This is a genomic window from Intrasporangium sp., from assembly GCF_040414665.1.
GTDB lineage: Bacteria > Actinomycetota > Actinomycetes > Actinomycetales > Dermatophilaceae > Intrasporangium.
On the sequence record NZ_JBEDUL010000174.1, the window covers coordinates 69521 to 86643 of the forward strand.

Genomic DNA, 17123 nt, shown 5'->3' on the forward strand with positions numbered 1-17123 from the left:
CTCAGCCATCGTTGGGCGGTCGTGTGCCCGTGATCTCGGGCGGCGAGAAGATGACGGTCGGCGTCGGAGTCCCAGTCGACGGGCCCGTCGATGTGTCAGTCGGTGAGCCAGGCGTGGTCACCGTCGGTGAGCCAGGCGAGGTCAGGTGGCGCTTGTAGGTTGCGGCATTGTTCTTCTGCTTCGGGTCCGTGGTGCCAGCGGTGTCCTTCACCGTGGCCCTGACGCCCGATGAGGTCGCCACCCACCCGACCGTTGCCGACACGTGCACGAGCCCCTTGATCGCGTGGCCGCCGATCTCGCAGGTGGCCTCGGCGCCATCCACACTGCAGGGCTGGGGCTGCCCGCTACTGCCCCTTGTGAACGACACCGCGTGCAACTGCCCACCACCGACGGCCTCGACAAAGACCTGCTCGTTGACGAGTTCTGCCTTGCCCAGGTTGTCCGTCTCGAAGGTCACCGTCACCGCGTCCCCCTCGGCGGCCAGGACCTCCGAAACGCTGATCTCCACGTCTGCGGTCTTCGCGGGATCGCGTGGCACCGTCACGGCAACCGCTGCGGGATCCGATCGGGAACCGTCGGCACCCAAGGCAACGACCCGGTACTCGACCTGCCCAGACCGTATGGGGGGAAAGGACGCCTCGGGCTGGCGGACGGTCGTGACACGGACGTCGTCGAGGTAGATCTCCCAACGATCGACCGCCGGGCCATCGGCGGGAACCGGATCCCAGGTCATTGACACGAGGCCGGTGTCGAAAGCTGCGACGACATGAGTGGGCGCAGCGAGGGCCGCAGCCCGGGGGCGAGCCACGAGCCAGACCGCCACGGCCAGGGCCAGAATCAGCACGATCGCCACCGGCACTCGGCGCACGTGACGCGCCTTCACCTCAATCCATCCGTCCTCGGGTTTATCCGGTGAGCCGGAGGTCGGCTGGGGCCTGGACGGCGCTGTCGGCCGGGTGGGCGGCCCCGAAGCCGTGAGGCGTGGTGCCTCGATGGAGGGGCCGGGCACCGTCGCCGTCCACTCGGCCGAAGGCTGTGACTTCTGACTGCCCTTGCCCGCGGCGACGACAAAGTAGGAGTACATCCCAGGGCCCTCCGGCTGATCAATGGCCCGCGGCGAGACAACCCGGGAAATCAGCTCGCGGTCGCGGAACACCTCCCAGTCGAGGACCGAAACGTCTGCCGCTGCCTCCTGCTGCCAGCGCAGGTCCACCCTGCCCTCGCGCACGGACCCCACCAGCCCAGTCGGTGGCGGGGGTGCGATCGACACCGGCTCCGTCTCCGGTTCACGCTCGCTCTCGCGTTCGGGATCGGGCGGCGGCTGCTCACCCGCGGGCGCGGGGACTGGTGCGGTGTCCGGCAGGCGCCCCCGGGTCGCCAGCGGGTCCTCGAGGATCGTTTCGACCGGTCCGTCCTCGAGCTCGAACAGCACGCCGTCCTCCCCCCGGAGGTACAGCACCGGAGTGGCCCACTCCGTCTCGCTGGTCGCGAGCAAGGCCTGGCGGCCAAGAGTCACGCCGAGGTCGACGGAGCGACCCGCTGCGACAGAGTCGTAAAGCGTGCGGCTGAACGTCCGCGCGCCGACGTCCGAGATCTGGAACTGCATGGCCACCACGGCAGGGATCCCCTGCTCCACGAGGGCGATGGCCGCGCTGCCAAAGGGATCCTCGGCGCTGACGGTGCCACCCTCACACGAGTTGAGCACCGCGAGCCGGATCGGCGAGTGCTCGAGCATCACCGCGAGGTCGCCCCCGGGCACCCGGTGCTGGAGCCCGTTCGGCCTGACGAAGGCCAGGTGTCCTTCACCGTTCGCGTTGATGCCTCCGTGGCCGATGAAGTGGAAGACGTGGAACTCCGTGGTGCTCGCCTTGGTGTACAAGGCCTCCATCGTGGGGACCGGCAGACGCTCGAGATCGATGCGCCCGGCTGCGACCAGCGGCTTCAGCTCCTCCTGGAGAGCCATCCACTCGTTCTCGACGGCGAGCTCCGGCAGGTCCTTCGGGCTGGAGATCACGACGAGCATGCGCAGCGGCCCGGTGACCCGGAACGGCGGCACCGGCTCGGGGAGGTCGAGCATCCGGATCGTCGGGTAGGCACGGTGCCGACCGAGAAACTTGTGCTTGTCCGGGTCGTACAGCAGCTCCCAGGGCAGGTTCGCGAGCTCCGCGACGTCGGAGAACCTGATCCGCAGGCGGAGCCCCCGACCGTGACTTGCCGCGACGAACTGGCTCGTCTGAAAAATGTTGAGGGCCTTCTCGGTGAAGAGCGCCAGGAACAGCGCGCTGCCGAAGGCCTTGGGCGTGACGGTTGGGGAGCCGACCTGGTCGACCTCCCCGGCAGGCGCCGTCCCGCCCACGCCCCGCATGGTTTCCCGCAACTGGAGCAGGGCAGCCTTCTCCACGGGAGGCACGAAGGGCGCGGCAGGAGTCAGCCCGGTGAGTGACTTGACGACCCGAGCGCTGTACCCGTCCCCACTGCGTTCGAGAACCACCTCGAACTCGTCGTATTCCAGATCCTTCATCGCGGCCTCCCACGCCACGGATGGGGATAGTTCGACGATATGCCCGAGGTGTTCGCTATCGGACGAGAATCACCGAATCCCCGTGTTGTCCAGACGCGCCGTGAGAAGACCGAAATACGCGCACCCAGACCGCCGTGGCGGGTGACTGGGCCGATGGCTCCGGTCAGGGGAGGCCAGCATCTCCAGCACGAAGTGCACCGTCGACCAGAACCTCCGCAGTGACTGGCGGGCGGCCAGTGCTGACGATCGCGGGACACGACGTCACCGGAACCTAGAATCACGGCATGGAGCAGGTGGGACGGCTCAACCTGGAGAGGCGCACCGCCCCGGTCATCACCGCCCGGCATGTCGTGCGCGCGGCGAGAGCCGAGGCCGACCGGTTCGGCCTCTCGTGGACCGGGCTGCTGTTTGGCGCGGCCTACTTCATCATCGCGCTGTCGCCGAGCCTGCTGCCACGCACGTGGTTCTACCAAGGCCTCGTGTCCGGCATCTGTGGTGCCGCCGGGTACGGCCTCGGGGTGCTGCTCGCCTGGCTCGTCCGCGGGATCAGCCGGCTGCTCGCCCTGCGACTCATCATCGGCGAGGAGCAGGGGCACTGGCTGCGCGTCGCCTGGTTCGTGCTGCTCGCCGCCGGGTTCGTCTGGGCGGTCGTCGCCAACGTGCGGTCGCAGGCCGTCACGGCAGCTGTCGTCCACCTCGCCCCACTGAGTCCGCTCGACTGGGTCGGCGCGCTGGCCCTGGCAGTGGCGGTCTGGATCGGGCTCATCGCCGCTGGCCGCGGGGCCCGACGGCTGACCAGGCGCCTCGAGCACCGCGCCGCCAAGGTGCTGCCCACCGCCGCTGCGACCGCCCTCGCCGTGGTCGTCGTCCTCTTCGTCGCGGCGTGGTTCACCGACATCATCATCATGCAGCGTGGCGTCGAGCTCTTCGGACGCTACTCGGCGCACCTCAACGCCCAGTCGCCCGAGGGCAAGAGCGCCCCGACCTCGCCGCTCGTCTCCGGGGGGCCCGGATCCGCCGAGCCGTATGCGACGCTCGGCTACCAGGGGCAGGTGTTCGTCACCCAGGCTTTGACCCCTGCGCAGATCACCGCGGCGACCGGGGAGCCGGCGATCCAGCCGATTCGCGCCTACGCGGGTCTCCACGACGGCGAGACGATCGAGCAGACCGCCGATCGGGTGGTCGCCGAACTGCACCGCACCGGCGCCTTCGGCCGCAAGGTCCTCGCCGTCGTCACGGCGACCGGCAACGGTTGGGTCAACGACTGGTCCTCGCAGTCGATCGAGTACCTCACGGGCGGGGACAGCGCCATCGCGTCGATGCAGTACTCCTACCTGCCGAGCGCGCTCGAGCTGCTGACCGACCGGGCGACGCCGAGAGAAGCGGGCCGGGCGCTCTTCGACAAGGTCTACGCCGAGTGGTCCACGCTTCCCGCGGGTTCCCGGCCGAGGCTCGTCGTCGGCGGTGAGTCGCTCGGGGCCTATGGCGGCCTCTCGACCTTCTCGGACGTCGACGACATGCTGGCGCGGGCACAGGGCGGTGTGTGGAGTGGCACGCCGAGCTTCACCGGCATCGCCGAGCAGCTCTATGCCTCCCGCACCCAGGGTTCGCCGCAGATCTCTCCCGTCATCGACAACGGCCTGCACATCCGCTTCGCGACCAATGATGTCGAGCTGACGACGGACTACGTCGGTCGTCCGCTCGGCACCTGGGAGTACCCGCGGTTCGTCTTCCTCCAGCACCCCTCCGACCCCGTCGTCTGGTGGCACCCCGCCCTCCTCGGTGCCCAACCCGACTGGCTGCGCGAGCCGCTCGGCCGCGACGTCAACCCGGACGTCACGTGGATCCCCTTCGTCACGTTCTGGCAGCTCACCACGGACATGGCGGTCGGGTTGAACCCGCCCTACGGCTATGGCCATCGCTACGGCCCCGAGATGGTGCGGGCCTGGGGCGGGGTGCTCGGCGACGGGGCCGGGCGTGACTACGGCCGAATCCTCGCCGCCATCGAGCAGACCGCGTCGCGCTCCGAGTGAGAAGTTGCCTCCCCCCGATCGAAAGAACAGCTTCCGGGCCGGAAGTTGTTCTCTCGATCGGGAAGGGTGCGGAAAGGTGTTCTTTCGATGTGGGGAGGAGTCCCCGAAGTTGTTCTCTCGATTGGGGAGGTCGTGCTGGGTCAGATGTCGACGTCCTCGTCGCCTTCGGGCGTCACCGGCGCGGGTGCGCCGGACGGCAACGTGGCCCCGACCATTCCGGCCGCGAGCGTCCTCCCGTCGTGCCCGTCGATGAGCAGGAACGACCCGCCTCGACGCGACACTGCGTAGTCCTCGACTGGGACCGGTGCGGCAAGCCGCAACGTCACGCGCCCGATGTCGTTGAGCACCAAGGCTTCTGCCGGCACGGCATGCAGGTCCTCGAGGTCCAGGGCTCCCTCGATGCCACGGACGAAGCCCTGCACCGTCCGGGCCCCGTGCTTCAGCAGCAGCCGCTGGCCGGCCCGGAGGGGCGCGTCACCGAGCCAGCACAGCACCGCTGCAAGGTCCTGGGTCGGCTCCGGTGCTCCATCGACCCCTGCGACGATGTCGCCGCGCGAGATGTCGATCTCGTCGGTCAGGCGCAGCGTCACCGACTGCGGTGCGAAGGCCTCCTCCAGTGACCGGGACCCCAGGTCGATGCCGACCACTCGGGACCGCTGCCCCGATGGCAGGGCGACGACCTCGTCACCGACGCGCACGACCCCGGAGGCCACCGCTCCGGCGTAGCCTCGATAGTCCCGGTGCGCCTCGGCGCGCGCCGCGCCTTGGGGCCGGACGACGAGCTGGACCGGCAGCCGGAACGACTCCTGCGACACGTCGTCAGATGGCGGCAGCGACTCGAGCAGCTCGAGCAGCGCCGGACCCGAGTACCACGGTGTCCTCGACGAGCGCTCGACGATGTTGTCGCCGTTGAGCGCAGAGACGGGGATGGCGCGGGCCTCGACGACGCCGAGCTCACGCGCGACCGCCTGGACCGACGCCTCGACCAGCTCGAAGACGTCCTGCGCAAACCCGACGAGGTCGATCTTGTTCACGGCCACGACGACGTGCGGCACGCGCAGCAATGCGGCAACGGCCAGGTGCCGACGGGTCTGCTCGAGGACGCCCTTGCGCGCATCGACCAGGAGCACGAGAACGTCGGCCGTCGACGCCCCTGTCACGGTGTTCCGGGTGTACTGCACGTGGCCGGGGCAGTCGGCGAGCACGAACGACCGTCGCGGCGTGGCGAAGTAGCGGTACGCCACATCGATGGTGATTCCCTGCTCCCGCTCGGCCCGCAGTCCATCGGTGAGCAGTGCCAGGTCCGCGGCCGCCAGTCCCCGGTCGCGCGAGACGCGCTCGACGGCCGCCAGCTGGTCCGACAGCACCGACTTCGTGTCATGGAGCAGCCGCCCGACGAGCGTCGACTTGCCGTCGTCGACGGACCCAGCCGTCGCGAGACGCAACAGTCCGCCCTCCGCGAGCCCAGCGGCATACGGCATCGTCTGTGTCGTCATCAGAAGTACCCCTCCTTCTTGCGGTCCTCCATGGCCGCCTCGGAGAGGCGGTCGTCCGCGCGCGTGGCCCCGCGCTCGGTGAGGGTGGAAGCGGCCACCTCGGCGACGATCTCGGCGTTGGTCGTGGCGGGCGAGAGCACCGCGCCCGTGCAGGACATGTCGCCCACGGTCCGGTAGCGCACGATGCGCCGCTCGACGGCCTCGCCCCCGCGGGGCTGCGAGTACGGCCCGACGCCGAGCCACATGCCGTCGCGCTGGAAGACGTCGCGCTCGTGGGCGTAGTACAGCGGCGCGAGTGGGATCGACTCCCGCTCGATGTAGCGCCAGACGTCCAGCTCGGTCCAGTTGCTGATCGGGAAGGCACGCACGTGCTCCCCCGGCCGGTGCCGCGTGTTGTAGAGGTTCCACAGCTCTGGGCGCTGGTTCTTGGGGTCCCACTGGCCGAACTCGTCACGCAGGCTGACGATGCGCTCCTTGGCGCGGGCCTTCTCCTCGTCGCGCCGCCCGCCCCCGAAGACGCCGTCGAAGCGGTGCTCGTTGATCGCGTCGAGCAGGGGAATCGTCTGGAGCGGGTTGCGCGTGCCGTCCGCTCGCTCACGCAGCCGCCCGTCGTCGATGTAGTCCTGCACTCGAGCCACCTCGAGGCGCAGCCCGAGCCGCTCGACGGTCGCGTCGCGGTAGTCGAGCACCTCGGGGAAGTTGTGTCCGGTGTCGACGTGGAGCACGGGGAACGGGATCGGGGCCGGCCAGAACGCCATGGCCGCAAGGTGCAGCATGACGACCGAGTCCTTGCCTCCGCTGAAGAGCAGCGCGGGGCGCTCCAGCTCGGCAGCGACCTCCCGGATCACCTGGATCGACTCCGCCTCGAGCGCGTCAAGCTGGCTCAGGCGTCTGGCCGGCTCCGGCACGGTGTTGCCGTATGCCGCCGGGCCAGCCTCCGCACGAGCCGCTGCCGCATGCCTCACGCTGGGAGCGTCGATGATCGTCATGTGATCGAATGTATAACTGCTGATTATGATCGCCCGTGGCGGTCCACGATCTGGGCCATTCCCACGCGTGCCATGGGAGATGACAGGACCTACGTTTCGTGGCAATCCGCGAGCGGATTGCTTGCACAGTGCAACATGAAGACGCTCTATCTTCTTCGCAACGTCCCTGATGACGTGAGTGCGGCCCTGGAGGAGCTCGCCGCCAAGGAGTCCATGTCGGTCAGCGCGCTGGCCGTGCGGGAGCTGAAGGCGGCCGTGGCATTCCGGCGCAACGCTGACCTCCTCTGGTCAGCCCCCGTTCTCACGGTTGAGATCCAGGACATCGTCGATGCGGTCCGTGCGGGACGGGATCGGTGATCGTCCTCGATACGTCTGTCGCCATCGCGGCGCTGACCGGGCACCGTGCGGCCCATGAGGCGGTTGCGAGGCAGCGCCTGGGGGCGCCGCACCTCATCGACGTCGAGATCGCCCACGCCCTGCGCGGTCTGGTCTTGGGGGGCCGGATCGCAGCGTCGGACGCCGAGACAGTGCTCGATGGGTGGGAACGTCTTGCCATCGACCGCGTGGCCCACGCACCGCTCGTCCGTCGGATCTGGGAGCTGAGGGAGGACCTCACGGCGTCCGACGCGGCCTTCGTCGCGGTCGCCGAGGTCCATGGTGTCGCACTGCTCACGGCCGACCGCCGCCTGGCGACAGCCCCGGGGCCGAGGTGCGCCATCGAGCTGTTCCCGCTGTGAGATGCGCTCCGGCCAGGCTGAGCCGACACCCAACCGTGGCCACGGAGAGAACGCCAGGTGCGTGGCGGCGCCCTCAAGCGGCAGCCGGGTGCTTCCGGGGACGTCCACGACCTCGCTTGTGCGCGATGACGGCTCCATCGAGGAGCAGCTGCCCTCCCCAGACACCCCAGGGCTCACGGCGCTCGAGGGCGCCGGCGAGACATTGGGCACGCAGGGGACAGAGGCCGCACAGTGCCTTGGCGACATCGACGACCTCCGGCCGTTCGGCGAACCACAGGTCTCCGTCGAAGTCGCGACACGGGATCGCAGCCTCACCGGGCCGATGACCAGCGGTACCGCTGACCGCAGAGGTGATGCGGCTACTCATGAAACCACTGTGCGACCTGGACCCAACGTTCCACATCGGCCATTTCCCCGGTTCTCGACTGGACCACTCGTTGACTGAGCCGGCACGAGGGAACGAGCCCAGCGGCATACGGCATCTGCGCTCCACCGTTCCCGGCCCTCGGAAGTCGCGTCCACTACGCTGCCAAGGGGACGGCCGGCTTCGACGAAGGAGACCTCGATGTACCAGCCGAAGATGAGTTCACGTCTCGGTGCGGAAGCCTTCGGAACCTTCTGGCTCGTCTTCGTCGCATGCGGGACCGCGATCTTCAACGGCAAGGTCGTCACGCAGTCGCTCTCTGACAGCACGCCCGTCCAGATCGGTGTCGGTCGCCTCGGCATCGCCCTCGCGTTCGGGCTCGTCGTCATGGTGATGATCTACGCGGTGGGTCACGTCTCCGGCGGTCACTTCAACCCGGCCGTCACGATCGGGCTCGCCATCTCGAGGCGCTTCAACTGGCGCGATGTCCTGCCGTACCTCGCGGCGCAGGTGATCGGGGGCCTGATCGCCGGGGCGGCGCTGGCCGGGCTGGTCTCCAGCCGCGGGCTCCCCGTGACGGACAACCTCGCCGCGAACGGGTACGGCGACGCGTCTCCCGACGGCTTCGGTCTCGGGGCGGTCCTCATCGTCGAGGCACTGATGACGGCGTTCTTCGTCTACGTCATCCTCGGCTCGACCAAGGACGACGCCCCCAAGGCGTTTGCGCCGCTGGCGATCGGCTTCGCGTTCACCCTGGCGTACTTCGTCGCCATCCCGGTGAGCAACGCGTCGATCAACCCGGCGCGGTCGACGGCGGTGGCGTTCTTCAACGGCGGCGAGGCGCCGGCACAGCTATGGGCCTTCTGGGTCGCGCCGATTGTCGGTGGCCTCATTGCCGGGGCGACCTATGCGTGGATCACCGGCGACGACCGCCGCCACCTGGACGTCGACGGGTCGACGTCGGACGTGGACAATGCGGAGCTGGACGAGGCGGGGCGCCCCGTGCTCGATCGGTGATCCTGGCTGTCGGCGACGCGGGGTTTCCCCGGGCCCGGATTACTCCTGCTGGGTGAAGTAGGCAGTGGACACAGACTTGGGCACACACATCGCCCACGCGTCGACGATGAGCTCCTCGAGCTCGTCGCGGTCCAGGGCGGCCAGCCGGGCACACACCCATTGGTAGCGCAGGTCGGACGGCCGGGGCCGGAAGAACTTGTCCGGCTCGCTGGCAATGAGGTCGTCGCGCTCCTCGCGGGGGAACCCGAACCCGAGCTCCGTCTCGTCCGGGCTCACGCTCGCGAACACGATCTGGCCCACGCGGAACTTGCGATAGTCGCGCACCCAGGCTTCGTACGCCCTGGGGAGCCCCAGCGCGATGTCGCGCACATCGAGAGCGGTGACGGCCATGGCTGCGATAGTGCCACCGCCCGCTGACACAGTGTCGCGCTTCACTTCGAAGAAATACAGTTATCCTCTTCATATGTCGGAAGTGAAGCGGAGCGCTGCACGGGTTGCTGTGATTGGCGACATCGTCGAGTCTCGCCGAACGAGCGATCGACAGGTCCTGCACGACGCTGTGTCGACGGTTTTGGCCCGCGTCAACGCTGAGCACCCGGTCCTCGACCCGGCGGTGATCACGCTCGGCGACGAGTTCCAAGGCGTCTACGCCACGCTCGGCGAGGCTTTCACTGCGGCGTTCACCATCCGGGCGGGGCTGCGCCCCCACGACGTGCGCTTCGGGATCGGGCGCGGTGACATCCAGGCGCTCGACCCCGAGCGCGGCATCCACGACGGTCCCGCGTACTGGGCCGCCCGCGACGCCATCGTGGAGGCAGAGCGGCTTGCTGGCAAGGCCGCGCTGCGTACCACGCGTGCGGTGTACCGCTCCCCCGCGGACGAGCCCGCCCTGGTCGCTGCCGTCAACGCTGCCTTGACGGCGCTCGACCACGTCCTCGGATCGTTGTCACCGGTCTCGTGGAGGATCCTCGGAGGGCGCCTCGAGGGGCTGACCCAGCAGGACATCGCGGCGCGCGAGGGCATCACGCCGTCCGCTGTGTCGCAGCGGGTGCGTGGTGACGGGATCGGGATGGCCATGGAGGCGATGCGCATGCTGGGTGAGCTGCCATGACGTGGGTCTCGCTCGCCCTCCTGGCGTTCGGGGTCGCCGACCTCGTCCGGGCCAGACATGGCCGTATGCCGCTGAGCTTGCCTCCGCTTGCCGGTGTCCTCACGCTCGTCGTCCTCTCGATCGTCGCGGACGTGAACGGTCCTGCTGACCTGGCCGCCCTCGCCGTCACCGCCGTCGCGCTCACCGGCTGGGTGGTGACGTCCGCGCAGACCCAGGCCACCGGTCGTCGCGCCGGGGTGCCGCTTGCCGTGATCGCGGTGCTCCTCGGCGGCCTGGTCGTCTTCTCGGGCTTCGCCAGTACCCCGGGCGGCGCGCTCGCCGACTGGTTGTCGTGGGCGGACCTGCCGTGGGGCGGGACGGCGCCGACGGCCGAACGTGCGCTGCTGCTGGCCGCCCTCGTGCTGCTCAACATCGCGACCGGCAATGTGGTCGTCCGGCTCGTGCTCCTGGCGATCGGGGCGCTCCGACCCGACCACGTCGCGGCGGTCCGGGCGGCGTCCGGAGATCCACAACCGGCCGACCGCCTCAAGGGCGGGCGCCTCCTCGGCCCGATGGAACGTCTCGTCATCCTCGGTCTCGGACTCGCCGGCGAGTACGGCGCCGCGAGCATCGTCATTGCCGCCAAGGGCCTGCTCCGCTTCCCCGAGATCCAGGCGGCAGCCCGCACCTCTCCCCCGCCCACCAGCTCACGGGTCGGGATCGACGACGTCACGGAGTACTTCCTCGTCGGAAGCTTCGTCAGCTGGCTGGTCGCCCTGGGCTCCCTCGCCCTCGCCCGCTGACGTCGCTCTCCCCCGGGTCCCCCGTCCCCGTCGAGTGCGCAGTCCGCGCCGGGCCCCTCCCCCTGTCGAGTGTGCAGTACGTGCCTTTTCCTTGCCATAGCCTCGCCGAGGGCCTGCGCGAGCCGGGCGCGGGGTGCACACTCGACGGGGAGCCAGCCCGGCGCAAAGTGCACACTCGACCGGGAGCCAGCCCGGCGCAAAGTGCACACTCGAGGGGGAGCCGGCCCGGCGGCATACGGCATCGTGTTGAAGGGGACTTCTGGCCCTGTCGCTGAAGGTCGGGGCGCATGACGCTGGCTGCGTGGTTGTTGAGATTCCCTCCTCGCACCGCGATCTGGTCGAGTGCCCGCCGGTTGCCGCCCTCAGCACCCTCACGCGAGACGGCTACCCGCAGACCTCGGTGGTGTGGTGCGACTTCGGCGGGGGCTGCGTGCGGGTCAACACGATGCGCGGCTTCGCCAAGGAGCGGAACATGCGTCGCGACCCACGGGTCACGCTGCTGTGCTACGACCCGCGAGAACTGCTGCGGTACCTCGAGATCCGCGGCACCGTTGTCGAGATGACCGAGGTCGGCGCGGCAGCGCACCTCGACGCTCTCGCGTCGAAATATGTCGGGCGCCAGATCCACTACTTCGGCGACGCCGTGCCAGCGCGTTTCGCCGAGACCGAGGTTCCGGTGCTGTGCTGGATCAGCCCGACGCACGTCGTTGCATTGGACGCACGGGGGCCGCGATGAAGGCGCCACACCTGCCGGAGACGGCCACGATCCCGGACTCGCACCTGGACCTGCTGACCAGGCCGATCTGCGGGGTGTTGACGACCATCGGCCCGGACGGGTGGCCGCAGTCGAGCCTGGTGTGGCTCGACTGGGACGGCGAATGCGCGCGCGTCAACACGACGCTCGAGCGCCAGAAGGGCCGCAACCTGTTGGCCAGCCCCAAGGTCTCGCTGCTCGTCGTCGATCCTGACAACACCGCCCGGTACGTCCAGATCCGTGGCGACGCCGAGCTCCGGTGCGCGGGGGCGGAGGAGCACCTCGACGCACTCACCCGCGCGTACACGCGACACCCCGGCTTCTACGGCCACGTCTATCCGGACTCCCAGCGGGAGCGCGAGACGCGCGTCATCTGCCGGATCCACGCACGACGGGTCACCCTCGACGCCATCCACGTGTAGCGGGACCAGCCGGGGCGAAATGCCGTCCGGCTGACCGGCGCGGTGGGACCATGGCTGCATGGCGGGACCCTCGGGGTACGTCGACGTGGACCTGGTCGTGACGCAGCGGGGCGACCTGCTCGAGACACGCGTGCTCGACTCCCCCGCGGGCGAAACCGGCACCCTCACCGCGCCCCTGCCGAGCACCCTCGACGGCGACGACAAGGACGTCGGCGATGCGCTCTTCGCCGCGCTCTTTCCGAGCGAGGTGCGACTCCGGTATGAGAAGAGCACGGACCGGGCCTTCGCCTCGGGCGTCGGGGTGCGGGTCGTCCTGCGTTTCGAGGGAGGCGCCGACCGACTGCCCTGGGAGCTGCTCCGCGACCCGGGGCGGTTCCAGTTCATGGCGCTCGACCCGTGGCGGGCGGTCGTCCGGTGCACTGAGATGCAGACCCGCGAGCCTGCTGCTGCTCGACCCACCCCACTGCGGATCCTGCTCGCCGTCTCCACCCCTGACGGCACCCCCGCGATCGATGCCGCTGCCGAGATCGTGCGCATCCAGTCCCGCTTGCGGCCCTACAGCTGGGGCGCCGCCGTCGAGGTGGTGACCCTGCGCACCGCCTCCCTCGAGACGATCCGCCAAACGTTGCAGAGCAAGGAGTTCCACGTCTTCCACTACGTCGGACACGCGTCGCACCCGGTTGGCGGGACCGGGCATCTCGACCTCACGGCGGCGGATGGAACCGTGTCGAGCCGCCCGGCCGACGAGGTCGCAGCCATTCTCGCCGGGTCGCCCACGCTCCGACTCGCGGTGCTCAACTGCTGCGACAGCTCGGTCAGCGACCGGAGCGACCCCTTCGCGGGCACCGCAACCGCACTCGTGCGAGCTGGCGTCCCCGCCGTCGTCGCGATGCGCCGGGCGATCACCGACACCGCCGCAGTCCTCTTCGCCGACGAGTTCTACGGCGCGCTCATCGAGAGCGGCGGCCGGGTGGAGCAGGCGGTCGCCCGAGGGCGCGCGGCACTCTTCGCGGCCGAGGGCCCCACGGCGGCGGAGTGGTCCACCGTGGCCCTGCACCTCGGGTCGTCCCTCGGGGCAGAGGACATCGGGATCCCGGTGCCGGGTCTCGACCGTGACGTGCAGTTCACGGTGTCGCACCCAGCGGAACTGCGCCCGACGGTCTGGGAGCCGCTGCTCTTCTTCGCCCACCACGGCGAGCGGCAGACGACGGCGAGCGGGGAGGTGATCGACCAGACTGCGGAGGTGGGAGACAGAGTCGCCACCTTCTTTGCCGGCGCCCCCAGCCAGACGACTGCGGCCCTCTCCACCCAGCCGGTCCCCCGGGGCGCGGGACTCATCGTCAGGCCAGACCTTCCGGGCCTGGAGTGCAGCCCGCCCCAGGCAGCGGTGACGTGGACCGGCGAGATCGCCGAGCTGACCTTCCTGCTGCGCGCGCGGGAGGACCTCGTCGAGAGGACCGTGGAGGGTCAGGTGCGGGTCTTCTCGGGGCCGCTCGTCATCGCGGAGGCCGCCGTGGCCCTCGTCGTCGCTTCGTCTGCTGCAGCCCAGCCGTCGAGCCGTCACGACCAACCGGCCCAGCGCTTCGGACGGATCTTCCCCTGCTACGCGCCTGAGGACGCCGACCTCGTCGAGGGAGTCGTCGCCGTGGCCGAGGCACTCGGCGACGGCTACCTGTCCGAGATCGTCGCTGAGCGGCGGTCGGGCGCTCCGCTGGAGTGGATGCGGGCCAAGATCGCCGAGGCTGACAGCTTCCAGCTCTTCTGGTCCAGCCGGTCGATGACCTCCGCGACCTGCCGGAACGAATGGGAAGCCGCACTCTCGACGCACCGGGCCGACTTCGTCAGGCCGCTCTACTGGGAGGAGCCGTTCCCGCACTCGGAGGGTCTCCCACCGCCGGATCTTGCGGCCCTGCGCTTCGTCCGGTTGCCCGTGCCCAAGGGAACGGTCAGCGGGAACCTCTGGGCCCCATCGGATTCCGCCGCTCAAGAGCCGGCCCAGGACGTCTACCGGCCCGTCGCACCTGCTCCGGAGCCAATCCTGGCGCCACCAGCACCGGCTCCATCACCGCAGACCTACCCGCCGTCGACGCCAGCGCCGCCACCAGCCTCGTGGCAGGCCGATTCTCGTTCTGCTCCCCCCTCCGCGGCGGGGCCGGCCAGGGGTCTGGCGCCGGGTCTCGGCGCCGTCACGGGGCTCCTGCTGACCGTTGCCGGACTCATCGGCGGACCATGGTTGTCCCTGCAGCCCGGGGCCGGACCGAGCGAACACACGACGTACTGGTGGCTCATCGTGCCCGGCGTCCTGCTCCTCGTCCTCTCCGTCAGCGCAATCGTCGCGAGGATGGTCGTTCGGCGGCGCTGACTCCACACGAGCACACGGCGCGGCGGTTGTCGTGGCACCGCTGGGAGGGCACGTCGACGGGAGCCGAGCTCGGCGGCATACGCCATCGGGTGGAACGCCCGGGTGACGCCGGTCACGGGACCCGCCTGCGCGGTCAGGGGTCTCCTGCCTGACTGGTAGTTTCGATTGCGTCCACAGCCACACTGACGTGAAGGGCCAACCGTGAGCAGCACCCCCGTGAAAGTCGCCGTCACCGGAGCCGCCGGTCAGATCGGCTACAGCCTCCTCTTCCGCATCGCGAGTGGCGCCCTGCTCGGCCCGGACACCCCGGTCGAGCTGCGGCTCCTCGAAGTCACCCCGGCGCTCAAGGCGCTCGAGGGCGTGGTCATGGAGCTCGACGACTGCGCGTTCCCAACGCTCGCGGGCGTCGAGATCGGTGATGACCCGGCCGCCATCTTCAACGGCGCCAACCTCGCGATGCTCGTCGGGGCCATGCCGCGCAAGGAGGGCATGGACCGCGCCGACCTGCTCGCCGCGAACGGCAAGATCTTCACCGGCCAGGGCAAGGCGATCAACGACAACGCCGCCGACGACATCAAGGTCCTCGTCACCGGCAACCCGGCCAACACCAACGCGCTCATCGCGATGTCCAACGCTCCCGACATCCCGCGGGAACGCTTCAACGCGCTGACCCGCCTCGACCACAACCGGGCCAAGTCCCAGCTCGCCAAGAAGCTCGGCGTCAGCGTCAGCGAGATCACCAACCTCGCCGTCTGGGGCAACCACGACGACTCGATGTATCCCGATCTGTACAACGCCAAGGTCGGCGGCACGATCGCGGCCGACCTCGTCGACCAGACGTGGATCACCGACGAGTACATCCCCACGGTGGCCAAGCGCGGCGGCGCCGTCATCGCGGCCCGTGGCCTGTCCTCGGCGGCGTCCGCGGCCAACGCGACGATCGACCACATGCGCGACTGGGTGAAGGGCACCGAGGACTGGGTGTCGATGTCGGTCCCGTCCGATGGCTCGTACGAGGTGACCGAGGGCATCATCTCCTCGTTCCCATGCGTGGTGCAGCGCGGCCGGTACGAGATCGTCCAGGGTGTCGAGCTGAACGACTTCTCGCGCGAGCGCATCGCCGCGTCCGTGGCGCGCCTCGAGTCCGAGCGCGACCAGGTCAAGCAGCTCGGCCTGATCTGAGCCGAGCGGCTCCCGCAGCGGCGTCGAAGGGCGTCGGTCACCGGCTCGGTGGCCGACGCCCTTGCCGTATGCCGCTGAGCCAGCTCCGCGTCGAACGTGCAGTTCGCGCGCGCCGCGGCAGCCCGAACGTCGCGCGGGTGATCAGCGTGACTCAGGCACTGCGCGCTTCATGTGACGGCCTCCACCACAGGGCGACGGCGACGAGTCCGAGGACGGCCGACAAGGCGAAGGGTGCCTCGAGGCCACGTTGGGATGCGAGCATCCCGCCCGCCAACGCCCCCAGCGCGGCGGCGCCGTAGACGACCGTACGCCACGTTGCGACCACTCGCCCCAACACGCGATGGGGTACGAGGCGGTGCCGCAACGACGCACCTGCGACGTTGAACACCCCGAAGGCGCCACTGGTCACGACGACGACGAGCAGGGCCGCCCACACCGTCCCGGACAGGACCAAGAGAGCGGGTGTGAGCGTCGTCAGCGCCATCGAGACGAGCAACACCCGGCCGTGATGGTCACCGCGGATGAACCGGTCAGCCACCCAAGCGCCACCCAGCCCGCCGAGAGCGCCCACCGCGAGCAGGGTGCTGAATCCGACGGGGCCCAGGCTCAACCGAGCCTCCGTGTAGAGGACGAAGATCGCAAACCACGCACTGTCGGCCAGGGCGACGAGCGCGGCGGCGAGCGCCAGGGTCCGCAGGGTGCGGTGATGGCCGAGCCATGCGAGTCCGGCCCGCACGCCGCTGGGGACGGCTTCCCCGGCCTCGGCGCCGGGGGCAGCGAGCGTCAGGAGCGCGGTCGGCACGCTGAGGACCAGCAGGACGCCGATCGCGAGCGCAGCACTGTTGGCGACGAAGGGCAGCGCCGCGCCCACGGCAAAGAGCGAACCACCGACCAACGGACCGACGAACTCGTTGCCGGCCACCTCTCCCGCAACGAGCCGGCTGTTCGCCCGCTCGAGCAGCGCCGGATTCACGAGCCGCGGGATCACCGTCTGGGCCGCCGTGTCTCGCACCGTTTCTGCCACCCCCAACAGGAACGCCGCCACGGCGACGAGGGCGACACTCGTGACATCGGTGACGAGGGCAACGACCAGGGCGACGAGCACGGAGATCCGGACGGCGTCGCTGACGACGAGCAGGACGCGTGCTCCCCTCCGATCGGCCAGGGAGCCCGCAGGCAGGCCGGTCACGAGCCAGGGCAGGGCCGTGGCCGCGGCGACGAACCCGACCGCCGCCGGGCTGTTGGTCAGCGATGCGGCGAGCAGGGGAAAGGCCGCGACGCGGATGCCGTCGCCCACGTTGGCGAGCACGGCCGCACACCAGAACCGCCAGAACGCGGCGCCGAGGACCATGG

Annotated in this window: 16 protein-coding genes; 10 read left to right on the top strand and 6 right to left on the bottom strand. The window is 69.8% G+C overall.

Annotated elements, in window-relative coordinates; translation table 11 throughout:
- Nucleotide 1: 1 nt before the first annotated feature.
- Complete coding sequence (locus ABF401_RS19700) at nucleotides 2–2521, bottom strand: CHAT domain-containing protein (RefSeq protein WP_353511289.1); 2520 nt, start codon at nucleotides 2519–2521, stop codon at nucleotides 2–4.
- A 284-nt stretch (nucleotides 2522–2805) separates the two neighbouring features.
- On the opposite strand from ABF401_RS19700, the gene ABF401_RS19705 reads away from it, so the two are divergent.
- A complete protein-coding gene (locus ABF401_RS19705) occupies nucleotides 2806–4554 on the top strand; it encodes an alpha/beta hydrolase (RefSeq protein WP_353511290.1) in 1749 nt (582 codons plus the stop codon).
- A 140-nt stretch (nucleotides 4555–4694) separates the two neighbouring features.
- Here ABF401_RS19705 and ABF401_RS19710 read toward each other — a convergent pair whose 3' ends face one another.
- Both ABF401_RS19710 and cysD read right to left on the bottom strand, forming a co-directional pair.
- Nucleotides 4695–6050 (bottom strand): sulfate adenylyltransferase subunit 1, encoded by a 1356-nt coding sequence (locus ABF401_RS19710; RefSeq protein ID WP_353511291.1) that lies wholly within the window; start codon nucleotides 6048–6050, stop codon nucleotides 4695–4697.
- Nucleotides 6050–7039 (bottom strand): sulfate adenylyltransferase subunit CysD, encoded by a 990-nt coding sequence (gene cysD, locus ABF401_RS19715; protein WP_353511292.1) that lies wholly within the window; start codon nucleotides 7037–7039, stop codon nucleotides 6050–6052. Before cysD ends, ABF401_RS19710 begins: the two co-directional genes overlap by 1 nt.
- A gap of 135 nt (nucleotides 7040–7174) precedes the next feature.
- On the opposite strand from cysD, the gene ABF401_RS19720 reads away from it, so the two are divergent.
- Both ABF401_RS19720 and ABF401_RS19725 read left to right on the top strand, forming a co-directional pair.
- The gene (locus ABF401_RS19720) at nucleotides 7175–7396 is read left to right on the top strand and encodes a hypothetical protein (protein WP_353511293.1); all 222 of its coding nucleotides are present in this window, start codon (nucleotides 7175–7177) and stop codon (nucleotides 7394–7396) included.
- Entirely contained in the window at nucleotides 7393–7776 is a 384-nt protein-coding gene (locus ABF401_RS19725) for a type II toxin-antitoxin system VapC family toxin (RefSeq protein WP_353511294.1), read from the top strand. Before ABF401_RS19720 ends, ABF401_RS19725 begins: the two co-directional genes overlap by 4 nt.
- 73 nt (nucleotides 7777–7849) lie before the next feature.
- On the opposite strand, the gene ABF401_RS19730 is transcribed toward ABF401_RS19725, so the two are convergent.
- Nucleotides 7850–8143: a WhiB family transcriptional regulator gene (locus ABF401_RS19730; protein ID WP_353511295.1), complete on the bottom strand. Its 294-nt coding sequence runs from the start codon at nucleotides 8141–8143 to the stop codon at nucleotides 7850–7852.
- 198 nt (nucleotides 8144–8341) lie between these two features.
- Between ABF401_RS19730 and aqpZ the strand changes: the two genes are divergently transcribed.
- On the top strand, nucleotides 8342–9157 hold the full coding sequence (gene aqpZ / locus ABF401_RS19735; RefSeq protein ID WP_353511296.1) for an aquaporin Z: 816 nt from the start codon (nucleotides 8342–8344) through the stop codon (nucleotides 9155–9157).
- Nucleotides 9158–9196: 39 nt separating this feature from the next.
- On the opposite strand, the gene ABF401_RS19740 is transcribed toward aqpZ, so the two are convergent.
- On the bottom strand, nucleotides 9197–9547 hold the full coding sequence (locus ABF401_RS19740; RefSeq protein WP_353511297.1) for an MmcQ/YjbR family DNA-binding protein: 351 nt from the start codon (nucleotides 9545–9547) through the stop codon (nucleotides 9197–9199).
- A gap of 73 nt (nucleotides 9548–9620) precedes the next feature.
- Here ABF401_RS19740 and ABF401_RS19745 point away from each other — a divergent pair, with 73 nt between their 5' ends.
- From ABF401_RS19745 to ABF401_RS19770, 6 genes are all read left to right on the top strand, one after another.
- Nucleotides 9621–10268 (top strand): SatD family protein, encoded by a 648-nt coding sequence (locus tag ABF401_RS19745; RefSeq protein WP_353511298.1) that lies wholly within the window; start codon nucleotides 9621–9623, stop codon nucleotides 10266–10268.
- A complete protein-coding gene (locus tag ABF401_RS19750; RefSeq protein ID WP_353511299.1) occupies nucleotides 10265–11050 on the top strand; it encodes a hypothetical protein in 786 nt (261 codons plus the stop codon). Before ABF401_RS19745 ends, ABF401_RS19750 begins: the two co-directional genes overlap by 4 nt.
- A 301-nt stretch (nucleotides 11051–11351) precedes the next feature.
- Entirely contained in the window at nucleotides 11352–11786 is a 435-nt protein-coding gene (locus ABF401_RS19755) for a PPOX class F420-dependent oxidoreductase (protein WP_353511300.1), read from the top strand.
- A complete protein-coding gene (locus ABF401_RS19760; RefSeq protein ID WP_353511301.1) occupies nucleotides 11783–12226 on the top strand; it encodes a PPOX class F420-dependent oxidoreductase in 444 nt (147 codons plus the stop codon). The genes ABF401_RS19755 and ABF401_RS19760 overlap by 4 nt, the downstream gene beginning before the upstream one ends.
- Nucleotides 12227–12284: 58 nt before the next feature.
- Entirely contained in the window at nucleotides 12285–14588 is a 2304-nt protein-coding gene (locus ABF401_RS19765; RefSeq protein ID WP_353511302.1) for a CHAT domain-containing protein, read from the top strand.
- Between the two features lie 201 nt (nucleotides 14589–14789).
- Nucleotides 14790–15770: a malate dehydrogenase gene (locus ABF401_RS19770; RefSeq protein WP_353511303.1), complete on the top strand. Its 981-nt coding sequence runs from the start codon at nucleotides 14790–14792 to the stop codon at nucleotides 15768–15770.
- A 151-nt stretch (nucleotides 15771–15921) separates the two neighbouring features.
- Here ABF401_RS19770 and ABF401_RS19775 read toward each other — a convergent pair whose 3' ends face one another.
- Entirely contained in the window at nucleotides 15922–17121 is a 1200-nt protein-coding gene (locus tag ABF401_RS19775) for an MFS transporter (protein ID WP_353511304.1), read from the bottom strand.
- Between the last annotated feature and the right edge of the window lie 2 nt (nucleotides 17122–17123).